This is a genomic window from Streptomyces sp. NPDC051822 (assembly GCF_044452745.1).
Lineage (GTDB): Bacteria > Actinomycetota > Actinomycetes > Streptomycetales > Streptomycetaceae > Streptomyces.
Window position 1 is genome coordinate 399,502 of record NZ_JBITBZ010000001.1, and the last position, 12,515, is coordinate 412,016.

Consider the following 12,515-nt stretch of genomic DNA (forward strand, 5'->3'; position numbering starts at 1 on the left):
TGACGTGAAGCGGTTATGATAGATAGCGTCATTTCGACGAAAAGGCGTTGCCCGAAGACCCCGAACACCCCGAAGAAAGGGTGCGTGACGTGACCACCGCCCATGCCCGTCATGAGCTCGATGTGCAGCCGACGCCGCTCGCCCTTCTCCTGCTCGGCCGCGAGGCCGACCCGAAGAGCGAGCGCGGCGTGGAGTGCCCCGGCGATCTGCCGTCGCCGTCCGACCCGGATCTCGTGGAGCGCGCCCGCGCGGCCAAGGAGAGGCTCGGGGACAAGGTCTTCGTGCTCGGCCACCACTACCAGCGCGACGAGGTCATCCAGTTCGCCGACGTCACCGGCGACTCCTTCAAGCTCGCGCGTGACGCGGCGGCCAAGCCCGAGGCCGAGTACATCGTGTTCTGCGGTGTGCACTTCATGGCGGAGTCGGCCGACATCCTCACCGGCGACGACCAGAAGGTCGTCCTGCCCGACCTCGCGGCCGGCTGCTCGATGGCCGACATGGCCACCGCCGAGCAGGTCGCCGAGTGCTGGGACGTGCTGACCGAGGCCGGTGTCGCCGACCAGGTCGTGCCGGTCTCGTACATGAACTCCTCGGCCGACATCAAGGCCTTCACCGGCAAGCACGGGGGCACCATCTGCACCTCGTCCAACGCCGAGCGGGCCCTGAACTGGGCCTTCGAGCAGGGGGAGAAGGTGCTGTTCCTGCCCGACCAGCACCTGGGCCGGAACACCGCGGTGCGCGACATGGGAATGTCGCTCGACGACTGCGTCCTGTACAACCCGCACAAGCCCAACGGCGGCCTGACCGTCGAGGAGCTGCGGAACGCCAGGATGATCCTGTGGCGGGGCCACTGCTCGGTGCACGGCCGCTTCTCGCTGGACTCGGTGAACGACGTGCGCGAGCGCATCCCGGGCGTGAACGTGCTCGTCCACCCCGAGTGCCGCCACGAGGTCGTCGCCGCCGCGGACTACGTGGGCTCGACCGAGTACATCATCAACACCCTGGAGGCGGCCCCGGCCGGCTCGAAGTGGGCGATCGGCACCGAGCTGAACCTGGTCCGCCGCCTGGCGAACCGTTACGCCGACCAGGGCAAGGAGATCGTCTTCCTCGACAAGACGGTCTGCTTCTGCTCGACCATGAACCGCATCGACCTGCCGCACCTGGTGTGGACCCTGGAGTCCCTGGCCGACGGCAAGCTCGTCAACCAGATCCAGGTCGACACGGAGACGGAGAGCTTCGCGAAGCTGGCCCTGGAGCGGATGCTCGCTCTGCCGTAACGGTTCTCCGCCGTCACGGTTCTCCGCCGCCTGCGCCGAAGGGCGCCCCGCACGATCGCGGGGCGCCCTTCGCCGTACCTGCCGGGGCTCGGACTCAGTCCAGGACGTCGAGCAGGCCCGCGTCGACCGGGGTGACGTCCGGCTGCTCCGGGTTCCGCGTCACGTCGTCCTTCGCCTTGGCCTTCGTCTCGGCCTTCGCCGTCCGCTTCGCCGCCTTCTTCTTCGCGCGGCGCTCCTTGCGGAGCTCCACCATCGCGTAGAGCGTCGGGACGAGGAGCAGGGTCAGCAGCGTCGAGGTGATCAGACCGCCGATCACCACCACGGCCAGCGGCTGGGCGATGAAGCCGCCCTCGCCGGTGATGCCGAGGGCCATCGGCAGCAGGGCGAAGATGGTCGCGAGGGCGGTCATCAGGATCGGGCGGAGCCGGTGCCGGCCACCCTCGATCACCGCTTCGACGACGCCCAGGCCCTTGGCCCGGTACTGGTTGATCAGGTCGATCAGGACGATCGCGTTGGTGACGACGATGCCGATGAGCATCAGCATGCCGATCATCGCCGGGACGCCCATCGCGGTGTCGGTGACGATGAGCAGACCGAGCGCGCCGGTCGCCGCGAACGGGATGGAGACCAGCAGGATCAGCGGCTGGATCAGCGACCTGAAGGTCGCCACCAGCAGCATGAAGACGATCGCGATGGCCGCGAGCATCGCCAGGGCCAGGCTGAGCTGGGCCTCCTCCAGGTCCTCCGAGGCACCGCCGATGGTGGCCGTGGCGCCCGTCGGCAGGTCGAGCGCGTCGATCTTCTGCGTGAGGGCGAGGCTCACCGCGCCGGTGTCGTCGCCGACCGGCTTGGCCGTCACCGTCGCGGTGCGGGCGCCGTCGACCCTGGTCATGGAGACCGGACCGGGGACCAGCTCGACGGTGGCGATGTCACCGAGCTTCACCGGGCCGAGGGGCAGCGCCTTGAGCTCGGCCAGGGTGGTGGCCGGGCGGGCCGAGGTGATGAGGACGTCCCGCTCGCTGTCGTCGAGGGTCGCCTTGGCGGCCGGGGTGCCCCGGACGGCCTGGGCCACGATCATGCCGAGCGAGCCGGAGTCGAACCCGGCGTCGGCCGCCGCGGGCTTCGCCGTGACGGAGACGCGCGGCACGGACTGCGAGAGGTCGCTCTGCACGTCGGTGACGTCCTTGAGCCCGGCGACGGCCGCCCGGACCTGCTCCGACGCCTTCTTGAGGACCTCGGGGTCGGCGGCCTTGACGACCACGCTCAGGTCCTGGCTGCCGAAGCCGTCACCTGCCGTGAGGGTGGTCTCGCCGACCCCGTCGAGGGCGCCGAGGCCCTTCTCGATGGCGTCGCGCGTCTTCTCGAACGAGGCGGACTCCTCCAGGCTGACCTGGTACGAGGCCTGGTTGGAGCCGGTGCCGCCGCCGAAGGCCGCCATGAATCCGGAGGAGCCGACGGTGACCTGGTAGTCCTTGACGCCCTCGGTCTCCCCGAGGAGCTTCTCGATCTTCTTCGCGGCCTCGTCGGAGGCGCTCAGGCTGGAGCCGGGCGCCAGCTCCTGCTTGATGCTGAGGACGTTCTGGTCGCCCGGCTCGAAGAAGTTCGTCTTCAGGAGCGGGGTCATGCCGAGGGTGACGACCAGGACGGCGAACGCGATGCCGAGGCTCGCGAGGCGGCGACGGGTCGCGAACCGCAGGACCGGCACGTACAGGCGCTGGAGGCGGCTCTTCTCCTCCTTCTCCTCGGCCAGCCTGCGGGCCTCCGCGAGGTCCTCCGAGGTGCCCTGGGGGGCGCGGAGGAACCAGTACGAGAGGACGGGGACCACGGTCAGGGAGACGAGCAGCGAGGCCAGCAGGGCGGCCGTCACCGTCAGCGAGAAGGAACCGAACATCGCGCCGACGATGCCGCCGACCAGGCCGATCGGCAGGAAGACGGCGACGGTGGTGAGGGTCGAGGAGGTGACGGCGCCGGCCACCTCACGGACCGCGGTGAGGATCGCCTCGCGGCGCTCCTCGCCGTAGCCGAGGTGACGCTTGATGTTCTCCAGGACCACGATCGAGTCGTCGACGACCCGGCCGATGGCGATGGTGAGCGCGCCGAGGGTCAGCATGTTCAGGGAGAGGTCCCGCGTCCACAGCACGATGAGGGCGAGGACGACCGAGAGCGGGATGGACACCGCGGTGACCAGGGTCGAGCGGATCGACGTGAGGAAGACCAGGATCACCAGGACGGCCATGACGAGGCCGAGCGCGCCCTCGGTGGTCAGTCCGGAGACGGCCTTCGCGACGGCCGGGCCCTGGTCGGAGACGACGGTCAGCTCGGCGCCCGCGCCGAGGTCCTCGCGCAGCCCTGACAGCTTCTCCTGGACGGCGTCGGAGATGGCGACGGCGCTGCCGTCCTTGTCCATGGTGGCCATCACGGCGAGGCTGGGCTTGCCGTTGGTGCGGGTCAGGGAGGTGCGCGGGGACTCCTCCTGACGGACGGTGGCCACGTCGCCGAGGCGGACGGCCTTGCCCTTGCCGGGGACGGCCGCCGGGATGCGCAGGTCCTCGATCTGCCGCAGCGAGGTGAAGCCGCCGCCGACCTGGACCGTGCGGTTCTTGCCGTCCTCCGCGAAGGAGCCGGCCGGCATGGTGCCGCCGCCGGAGCGCAGGGCCTCGGCCAGCTTCATGCCGCTGAGCCCGGCCGCGGCGAGCTTCCGCTCGTCGGGGGTGACGGAGACCTGGAGGTCCTGGACACCGCTGACGGAGACCTGGGCGACGCCGTCGATGCCCTCCAGGGTGGGCACGACGGTCCGTTCGAGCAGGTCCGCCAGGGCCTGCGGGTCCTTGTCGGAGGAGGCGGCGAGGACCACGGTCGGCATGTCGTCCGTCGAACCGGCCACGACCTGCGGGTCGACCGTGTCGGGCAGCTGCGCACGGGCGCGGTTGACCGCCTGCTGGACGTCGGCCACGAGCTGCTTCGTCGACTGGTCGCCGTAGTCGAAGGTGGCCATCACGAGGGCCATGCCCTCGGAGGCGGTGGAGGTGACCGACGTGAGGCCGTCGACGGCCTTCAGGTTGTTCTCCAGGGGCTCGACGACCTGCTTCTCGACCACATCGGGAGAGGCACCCTGGTACGGGGCGAGGACCGAGACCATGGGCAGCTCGATCGAGGGGAACAACTGCTGCTTCAGCTGCGGTATCGCGATCGCCCCGAACACGAGCGCGACGATGGACATCAGACCGATCAGGGCCCGTTGCGCGAGGCTGAATCTGGACAGCCAGGACATGGGGTCTCTCTTCTGTGGCGTACTCGTCGGCAGGCGGGAGCAGCCAAGACCCCGGCCCTGATCCGCTGGATCCGCCGGGGGCGCCCCCCACCTATACGATCTGCCATCGCCGCCCGGAAGTCCTCGGCCCCCGGGTCCACATCCTTATCCCGCGCATACCGCGTCTGGAGTACGCGGGAGCCCCCGGTCACTCCACCCTCGGACGTACCAGTCCCGATTCGTAGGCGGTGACCACCAGCTGGGCCCTGTCGCGGGCGCCGAGCTTGGCCATGGCCCGGTTGACATGCGTCTTCACGGTGAGGGGGCTGACGTCGAGCCGCTCGGCGATCTCGTCGTTCGACAGGCCGCCCCCGACGAGGACGAGGACCTCCCGCTCCCGGGCGGTGAGCGTGGCGAGCCGCTCCGTGCGGGCCCCGCCGCCCGGGCCCTCCGCCTGCGCGCCGCCGCCCTGCGCCAGGAAGGAGGCGATCAGGCCCTTCGTCGCGGCCGGGGAGAGCAGCGCCTCGCCCGCGTGGGCGATCCGGATCGCGCCGAGCAGCTCCTCGGGCTCCGCCCCCTTGCCGAGGAAGCCGGACGCCCCGGCGCGCAGTGCCTGCACGACGTACTCGTCGACCTCGAAGGTGGTCAGCATGACGATCCGTACGTCGGAGAGTCCGGGTTCGGCCGTGATCATGCGGGTGGCCGCGAGGCCGTCGGTGCCCGGCATCCGGATGTCCATCAGGACGACGTCGGGCCGCTCCGAGCGGGCGAGGTCCAGCGCCTCGGCGCCGTCGGCCGCCTCGCCGACGACCTCCATGTCCGGTTCGGAGTTCACCAGGACCTTGAAGGCGCTGCGCAGCAGGGCCTGGTCGTCGGCGAGCAGTACCCGGATGGTCATGTGTCCTCCCCCGTACGGGACGTCACCGGCAGTATCGCCTGTACGCGGAAACCGCCGCCGTACCGGGGGGCGGCGGTCAGGGTGCCGCCGAGCGCGCCGACCCGTTCGCGCATGCCGAGCAGGCCGTGGCCGCCGGAGTCCACGGGGGCGGCCTGCGGCTGCGGGGCGCCGTTGTCGAGGACGGTGATCTCGACCGTACAGCCCACCCGGACGACGCTCACCTCGGCCTGGGCGTCCGGTCCCGCGTGCTTGCGCACGTTGGTCAGGGCCTCCTGCACGATCCGGTACGCGGCGAGGTCGACGGTCCCGGGCAGCGGCCTGTCCCCGTCGGAGCGGGCCAGGGTCACCGGGAGCCCGGCCTTGCGGAAGGTGTCGAGGAGCCCGTCGAGCACGGCGAGGCCGGGGGCCGGTTCGGTGGGGGCCTCGGGGTCGCCGGACTGGCGCAGCAGACCCACGGTGGCGCGGAGCTCGTCGAGCGCTGAGCGGCTGGCCTCCCGCACGTGTGCGAGGGCCTCCTTGGCCTGGTCGGGGCGCTTGTCCATGACATGGGCCGCTACGCCGGCCTGGACGTTCACCAGGGCGATGTGGTGGGCGACGACGTCGTGGAGGTCGCGGGCGATCCGCAGCCGTTCCTCGGCGACCCGGCGGCCCGCCTCCTCCTCGCGGGTGCGTTCGGCGCGTTCGGCGCGCTCCCGTATCGCGTCGACGAAGGCCCGGCGGCTGCGGACGGCGTCCCCGGCGGCCGCGGCCATGCCGGTCCACGCGAAGACGCCGAGGTTCTCCTGCGCGTACCACCGGGTCGGGCCGAAGATCATGGCGGCGGCGGTGAGCACGGCCATCGTGACGAGCCCGACGCGCCAGGTGGTGGGGCGGTCGGTGCGGGAGGCGACCGTGTAGAGGGCGACGACGGCGCTCATGGCGATGGGGGCGGGCCTGGTGTCGTTGATCAGCTCGAAGAGCGTGATCGTCACGGTGAAGCAGAGCACGCGGAAGGGGTGGCGGCGGCGCAGCACGAGCGCGGCCGCCCCGGCGACCATGATCAGCACGCTCCACACGTCGGGCGTGTGGTCGCCGAAGGTCGGCCCGTCCGGACTGCCGTGCGGGTCGGTGAAGGACCCGGCGATCATCGCGACGAGCGCGCCGAACGCGATGGTCGCGTCGAAGGCGAGCGGGTGGTCGCGGAAGCAGTCGCGGACGCGGGTGTAGAGCGTGCCGGTGGCGGGGCCGGTGGAGGTCACGGGGCACCACGGTACGGGGCGGAACCCTGGGCCGGGGGCTCGGGCGGTACGGGGGCGGGGGTGGTGTGCCGGTGCGCCGGTGTGTCTCCGTGCGGGTGCACCGGTACGGGCGGGGGAACGGGCGCGGGGCCGCGGCCCCCGGACAGCGCGCTGTCCCGCCGCCCCTGGCGGGGTGGCGGGACGGTGGTGCGTCGTTGGTGCGTCAGCCGGGGATCAGGCCGTCGTCGGAGAGCATCTCCCTGACCTCGTCGAGGCTCGCGTCCTGAGCCGGGAGGATCAGCTCCGAAGGCTCCAGGGCGTCGTCCGGGAGCGGCTCACCGATCCGCCGGACCGCGTCCAGAAGGGCACCCAGCGTGCGCCGGAACCCTTCCCCGTCCCCCGATTCCATCTCGTCGAGCAGCTCGTCGTCGAGCTTGTTCAGCTCGACGAAGTGGCTGTCGGCCAGTACCCACTGGCCCTCCCCCATGATCCGTACGATCATGACGCGTCCTGTCTGTCGGCTGCCGCGACTTCTCGGAGCTGCTTCTCGAAGCTACTTCTCGAAGCGCGGGTGGGACTGCTGCTGGCCGCGGTCCTGCGGCGCCGCCGCACCGCCGCCCTCGAGGGCCTGCTGCTGCGCCGACGGGCCACCGGCCAGCTCCGCCTTCATGCGCTGGAGCTCCAGCTCGACGTCCGTACCGCCGGAGAGCCGGTCCAGCTCCGCCTGGATGTCGTCCTTCGCCAGACCGGACTGGTCGTCCAGGGCGCCCGAGGCGAGCAGCTCGTCGATCGCGCCCGCGCGGGCCTGGAGCTGCGCGGTCTTGTCCTCGGCCCGCTGGATCGCGAGGCCGACGTCGCTCATCTCCTCCGAGATGCCGGAGAACGACTCGGCGATCCGCGTCTGGGCCTGGGCGGCCGTGTAGGTCGCCTTGATGGTCTCCTTCTTGGTGCGGAAGGCGTCGACCTTCGCCTGCAGACGCTGGGCGGCGAGAGTGAGCTTCTCCTCCTCGCCCTGCAGCGTCTGGTGCTGCACCTCCAGGTCGCTGACCTGCTGCTGGAGCGCGGCACGCCGGGACAGCGCCTCGCGCGCCAGGTCCTCACGGCCGAGCGCGAGCGCCTTGCGGCCCTGGTCCTCCAGCTTGGCGGACTGGCCCTGCAGCTGGTTCAGCTGCAGTTCGAGCCGCTTGCGGGAGGTGGCGACGTCGGCGACACCCCGCCGCACCTTCTGCAGCAGCTCCAGCTGCTTCTGGTAGGAGTAATCGAGCGTTTCGCGCGGATCCTCGGCCCGGTCAAGGGCCTTGTTCGCCTTCGCGCGGAAGATCATCCCCATACGCTTCATGACACCGCTCATGGGCTTCGCGCGCCCCCTTCTGACGGACTTCGGCTCCAGCTCTTCGACAGGATCCACACTACGGGCCCTGTCTCCATTACCGCACTGTTCGGAGCGGGATGCGCTCCTCCCCAAGGACGACTGCGCCCGGTGATCCCTCCCGCGCAGGGTGTAGACGGATCTAGGGGAGAACACGCACGTCCTCCGGTACGTACCGCCGAAGACGCAGTCCGTTAGCGGATCGTTCCCGCCCGACATGGGGTTCATGCTCGTCACCCCGTACCCTTGGGTTTTGTGTTCCGTAGCCGTTCGAAGGACGAGAAGGCCCCCACCGCCAAGGTGACGGATGACCTCTCCAGCAAGCAGCCCCGCGACCCTGAGGCCCCCAAGGGCCGCCCGACCCCGAAGCGGAGTGAGGCGCAGACCCAGCGCCGGCGCGCCGCGACGGTGCCGACCGACCGCAAGGAGGCCGCCAAGCGCCAGCGCGAGGCACGCCGCTCGGACCTGGCCCGTCAGCGCGAAGCGCTGGCCAGTGGCGACGAGCGTTATCTGCCGGCCCGCGACAAGGGTCCGGTCCGCCGCTTCGTGCGCGACTTCGTCGACTCCCGGTTCGCGATCGCCGAGTTCTTCCTGCCGATGGCCGTGGTGATCCTCGTGCTGTCGCTGTTCGGCAACACCAACCGGGCGCTGCAGAACATCTCCCTGCTGCTCTGGCTCGGTGTGATCATCCTGATCGTCATCGACTCCGTCGGCATCTGGCTCCGCCTGCGGAAGCAGCTGGGCGAGCGCTTCCCGGACGAGCCGAAGCGCGGCGCCATCGCCTACGGCCTGATGCGCACGCTTCAGATGCGCCGACTGCGACTGCCGAAGCCGCAGGTCAAGCGCGGAGAGCGGCCCTGAGCGCCGACAGTTCGGAGCCCGTCGAGCGGGCGTTCGGCGCGGCGACGTCGGAGGCGGGCGGCCCGGTGCTGCCCGCCGTCGCGCACTGGCCCGCCGGTTCCGGCGGGCTGCGCGACACCATCCGGCAGGAGATCGTCGCCCGGCAGCTCGACGAGCAGATATCGGGCCGCTACCCCGTGGGGCAGCGGCTGCGGATCCTCGACGCGGGCATGGGGCCGGGCACGCAGGCCCTGCGCCTCGCGCGCGCCGGCCACACCGTGACCGGCCTCGAAGCCGATCCCGAACTGCTCAAGGCGGCCCGCGACTCGCTGGCCACGGAGCCCGCCGGGATCCGTGAGCGGGTCCGGCTGATCGAGGGCGACGGTCGCGAGACCGGGGTGCACTTCCTGCCCGGCAGCTTCGACGTGGTCCTCTGCCACGGCGTCCTCATGTACGCGGACGAGCCGGACGCGCTGCTCGCGGGCCTGGCGCGGATGCTGGCGCCCGGCGGACTGCTCTCCCTGGTCGTGCGCAACGCCGACGCCCTCGCCATGCGGCCGGGGCTCGCCGGGGACTGGTCCGGTGCGCTCACCGGCTTCGACTCGGACGTCTACACGGACGACCTCGGCATCAAGGTGCGGGCCGACCGGCTGGACGCGCTGACGGCGACGCTCGCCGGGATCGCGGCGCCGCTGCACGCCTGGTACGGGGTACGGGTCTTCACGGACGGCATCCCCGCGGCGGCGGGTCTGCCGGCCGCCGAGGAACTGGAGCGGCTGCTCGCCGCCGAGGACCGGGCGGGGCGCACGGAGCCGTACCGGCGGATCGCGGCGCTGCTGCACCTGTGCGGGGTACGGGGCTGATCGCCCCGCGGGGCCCGGACCTGGACGTGCGGGTTCGGCACCCCTGATCGGGTGCGCTCGCCGGGCCCCGGGCGGGGAGGAAACAGACACTCCGGGCATGGACGTCTTCCGTGCCCAGGCCCGTACCCGTACCCGTACACATGCCTGTACTCGTGTCCCGCGCCTCCTTCTGCCGCTGACCGCCGCGGCATGCGCCGTCACGCTCGTCGGCGGCTGCTCCTCGGCCACCGGGGACACGGCCGCGCCGGAACGCTCCACCCAGGCGGCGGCGCTCGCCGCGAACGACCTCCAGGACGACTACCAGGCCGTCATCAAGAACGTCCTGCCGTCGGTCGTGCAGATCGACGCCGAGAACAGTCTCGGCTCCGGCGTCGTCTACGACGCCGAGGGGCACATCGTCACCAACGCGCACGTCGTCGGCCAGGAGAAGACCTTCAAGGTCACGGCCGCCACGGGCGGGCAGCCGGTCGACGCCCGGCTCGTCTCCACGTACCCCGAGCAGGACCTCGCCGTCATCCGGCTGGAGTCCCCTCCCCAGGGCCTCAAGCCGGCGAAGTTCGGCGATTCGACGGCCGTCGACATGGGACAGATCGTCCTCGCGATGGGCTCGCCCCTCGGGCTCTCCGGGAGCGTCACCCAGGGCATCGTCTCCGCGACCGGCCGAACGGTCAGTGAGGGACGGACCGGGGGCGGCACCGGCGCGACCATCGGGAACATGGTCCAGACGTCGGCCGCGATCGCCGGCCGGGCGAGGAGGTGACGGTGGTGTACGTGCGGGGCGGGTCCACGAAGAAGGCGGAGGTCACGCTCGGCGAGATGAAGGCCCCACGGGCCTCCGTTCAGCGGGGCCGCGCCCCACCGTGTGGGCAGTCGTCCCGCTGGGCGGGACGGGTGGGCACACGGGACGGCGCCCATGGCGGCGCCTCGCCCCTTGCGCCTGGACCCACACCAGCAGCGCGGCGCACCCAGGGTGCGGGTTCAGGCGCGAAAGCCTAGGCCCGGCAAGGGGCGCCGTCCGTTGTGCCCACCCTCCCCCAAGCTCTCGGCTTCGCTCGAGCAGGGGGGACCCCCATCGCCCCAGCGGAACGACTGCCCACAACGGGGGTGGGCCCGCCCCGGCGGCGGCTGTCCGCAACGGGGTGGGTGGGCCCGCCCCGGCGGAACGGCTGCACACCGGGCGAACGACGGGGGTAGCGACGGTCACGCGGCGGCGGTGCGGGGGCCGAGGTCCCCGCACCCCCCGGCTGCCGGGCGCTCTAGCCCTCCGCGTCCAGGGGCATCGGGCCGTAGATCTTCGTGCCGTCCTCCGACAGGGTCACCTGGGCCGCGCCACCCCCCAGGAGGTCACGCCAGTGTTCGCCGATCCAGCTTTCCGCGTCGCCCTGGGTGGTGAACTCCTCCGGAGTCACCACCGGCTCGACCTCCGTGCCGTCGGACTTCTCGAACCGCCACGTCCATGCCATGTCCGCCTCCTGGCGCTCACCGGATGATCGGTTTCCTGCCCGCAGCGTAGCCGGGCGCGCACGGCTCGCGGTGGCGCGGGAGGATCTGAGGGTGGAACTGACTCTGCTCGGCACCGGCGCCCCGCTCGGGCTCCCCCGCCCCGACTGTCCCTGCGCCGTGTGCGCGCTCTCCCGCGGGCCCCGGGCCCGCGCCGCGACGGCACTGCTCGTGGACGGGGCCCTGCTGCTCGATCTGACGCCGGGCGCCCCGCTCGCGGCGGCCCGTTCGGGTCATTCGCTGGTCGGGGTGCGGCAGGTCCTGCTGACCCATCCGCACGACGGGCCCGCCGTCGAACTGCCCGCGGGGCTTCCGACCGCCGGGCGGGTGCCGGACGGACAGGAGTTGACGCTGATCAGCGGGCACCGGGTGCGGGCCGTCGCGATGGACTCCCCCGGCACCGGGTACGAGGTGACCTCGGCCGAGGGCGAGCGGCTGCTCTATCTGCCGCCGGGCGGGGCCCCGGCGGGGCTCCCTGAGGACCACGGGGTGCCGTACGACATGGTGCTGGCCGATGTGACGGGCCGCCCGGACGCTCTCGCGCGGCTGCGGGCGGCGGGCGCGGTCGGACCGGCGACCGAGGTGATCGCGGTGCACCTGGACCACGACGCGCCGACCGGCGCCGAGCTGGACCGGCGGCTCGCGTCGGCGGGGGCGCGGGCGGTGCCGGACGGGACGACGCTGTACGTGGGCGAGTACCACGAGGTGCCGGAGGTGCCCCGGCGGACCCTGGTGACGGGCGGGGCCAGGTCGGGGAAGTCGGTGGAGGCCGAGCGGCGCCTCGAGTCGTTCCCCGAGGTGCTGTACGTGGCGACGGGCGGGAGCCGGGAGGGCGATCCCGAGTGGGCGGAGCGGGTGGGCCTGCACCGGGAGCGGCGGCCGGGTTCCTGGCGTACCGCCGAGACCTGTGACCTCGTACCCCTGCTCGCGGAGGACGGGCCCGCGCTGCTCGTCGACTGTCTGTCCCTGTGGCTGACGGACGCCATGGACCGGGTCGGCGCCTGGGACGACGAGCGGTGGGCGGCCGGCGGGCAGACGGCGCTGCGGAAGCGGACGGCGGAGCTGGTGGCGGCGGTGCGGGCGACCCGCCGTACCGTCGTGGCGGTGACGAACGAGGTCGGCTCGGGGGTGGTGCCCGCGACGGCGGCCGGGCGCAGGTTCCGGGACGAGCTGGGCCGGCTGAACGCGGCGTTCGCCGACGAGTGCGAGGAGGTCGTCCTCGTGGTCGCCGGTCAGGCTCTGGTGCTGCGCGGGTAGGGTGCGAGCCAAACGACAGGCCCCAAGCGCTCGCTGATTTGTCT

General features: G+C 72.0%; 10 protein-coding genes and 1 pseudogene. 5 read left to right on the forward strand and 6 right to left on the reverse strand.

Annotated elements, in window-relative coordinates:
• The first annotated feature begins 89 nt into the window (after positions 1–89).
• Entirely contained in the window at positions 90–1,277 is a 1,188-nt protein-coding gene (nadA, locus tag ACIA8N_RS01825; protein WP_365777090.1) for a quinolinate synthase NadA, read from the forward strand.
• A gap of 94 nt (positions 1,278–1,371) precedes the next feature.
• Here nadA and ACIA8N_RS01830 read toward each other — a convergent pair whose 3' ends face one another.
• The 5 genes from ACIA8N_RS01830 to ACIA8N_RS01850 all read right to left on the reverse strand — a co-directional run bounded on the left by ACIA8N_RS01830 (position 1,372) and on the right by ACIA8N_RS01850 (position 7,993).
• The gene (locus ACIA8N_RS01830) at positions 1,372–4,548 is read right to left on the reverse strand and encodes an efflux RND transporter permease subunit (RefSeq protein WP_365777092.1); all 3,177 of its coding nucleotides are present in this window, start codon (positions 4,546–4,548) and stop codon (positions 1,372–1,374) included.
• A 187-nt stretch (positions 4,549–4,735) separates the two neighbouring features.
• Positions 4,736–5,425, reverse strand: a complete 690-nt coding sequence (locus tag ACIA8N_RS01835; RefSeq protein ID WP_365777094.1) for a response regulator transcription factor — start codon at positions 5,423–5,425, stop codon at positions 4,736–4,738.
• Positions 5,422–6,663: a sensor histidine kinase gene (locus ACIA8N_RS01840; protein WP_365777096.1), complete on the reverse strand. Its 1,242-nt coding sequence runs from the start codon at positions 6,661–6,663 to the stop codon at positions 5,422–5,424. The genes ACIA8N_RS01835 and ACIA8N_RS01840 overlap by 4 nt, the downstream gene beginning before the upstream one ends.
• Positions 6,664–6,865: 202 nt before the next feature.
• On the reverse strand, positions 6,866–7,144 hold the full coding sequence (locus ACIA8N_RS01845) for a hypothetical protein (RefSeq protein ID WP_365777098.1): 279 nt from the start codon (positions 7,142–7,144) through the stop codon (positions 6,866–6,868).
• 51 nt (positions 7,145–7,195) lie between these two features.
• Positions 7,196–7,993: a PspA/IM30 family protein gene (locus ACIA8N_RS01850; RefSeq protein WP_365777100.1), complete on the reverse strand. Its 798-nt coding sequence runs from the start codon at positions 7,991–7,993 to the stop codon at positions 7,196–7,198.
• A 273-nt stretch (positions 7,994–8,266) separates the two neighbouring features.
• On the opposite strand from ACIA8N_RS01850, the gene ACIA8N_RS01855 reads away from it, so the two are divergent.
• The 3 genes and pseudogenes from ACIA8N_RS01855 to ACIA8N_RS01865 form a co-directional block, all read left to right on the forward strand.
• Positions 8,267–8,872 carry a DUF3043 domain-containing protein gene (locus ACIA8N_RS01855; protein WP_365777102.1) on the forward strand — a complete coding sequence of 202 codons (606 nt, stop codon included), beginning with the start codon at positions 8,267–8,269 and terminating at the stop codon, positions 8,870–8,872.
• A gap of 65 nt (positions 8,873–8,937) precedes the next feature.
• Positions 8,938–9,714 carry a methyltransferase domain-containing protein gene (locus ACIA8N_RS01860; RefSeq protein WP_365777104.1) on the forward strand — a complete coding sequence of 259 codons (777 nt, stop codon included), beginning with the start codon at positions 8,938–8,940 and terminating at the stop codon, positions 9,712–9,714.
• 97 nt (positions 9,715–9,811) lie between these two features.
• Positions 9,812–10,453 (forward strand): annotated as a pseudogene (locus ACIA8N_RS01865) (S1C family serine protease); the annotation flags it as partial.
• Positions 10,454–10,970: 517 nt separating this feature from the next.
• On the opposite strand, the gene ACIA8N_RS01870 reads toward ACIA8N_RS01865, so the two are convergent.
• Complete coding sequence (locus tag ACIA8N_RS01870; RefSeq protein ID WP_030208345.1) at positions 10,971–11,177, reverse strand: hypothetical protein; 207 nt, start codon at positions 11,175–11,177, stop codon at positions 10,971–10,973.
• 91 nt (positions 11,178–11,268) lie between these two features.
• Between ACIA8N_RS01870 and ACIA8N_RS01875 the strand changes: the two genes are divergently transcribed.
• Positions 11,269–12,471 carry a bifunctional adenosylcobinamide kinase/adenosylcobinamide-phosphate guanylyltransferase gene (locus ACIA8N_RS01875; RefSeq protein ID WP_365777107.1) on the forward strand — a complete coding sequence of 401 codons (1,203 nt, stop codon included), beginning with the start codon at positions 11,269–11,271 and terminating at the stop codon, positions 12,469–12,471.
• Positions 12,472–12,515: the final 44 nt, after the last annotated feature.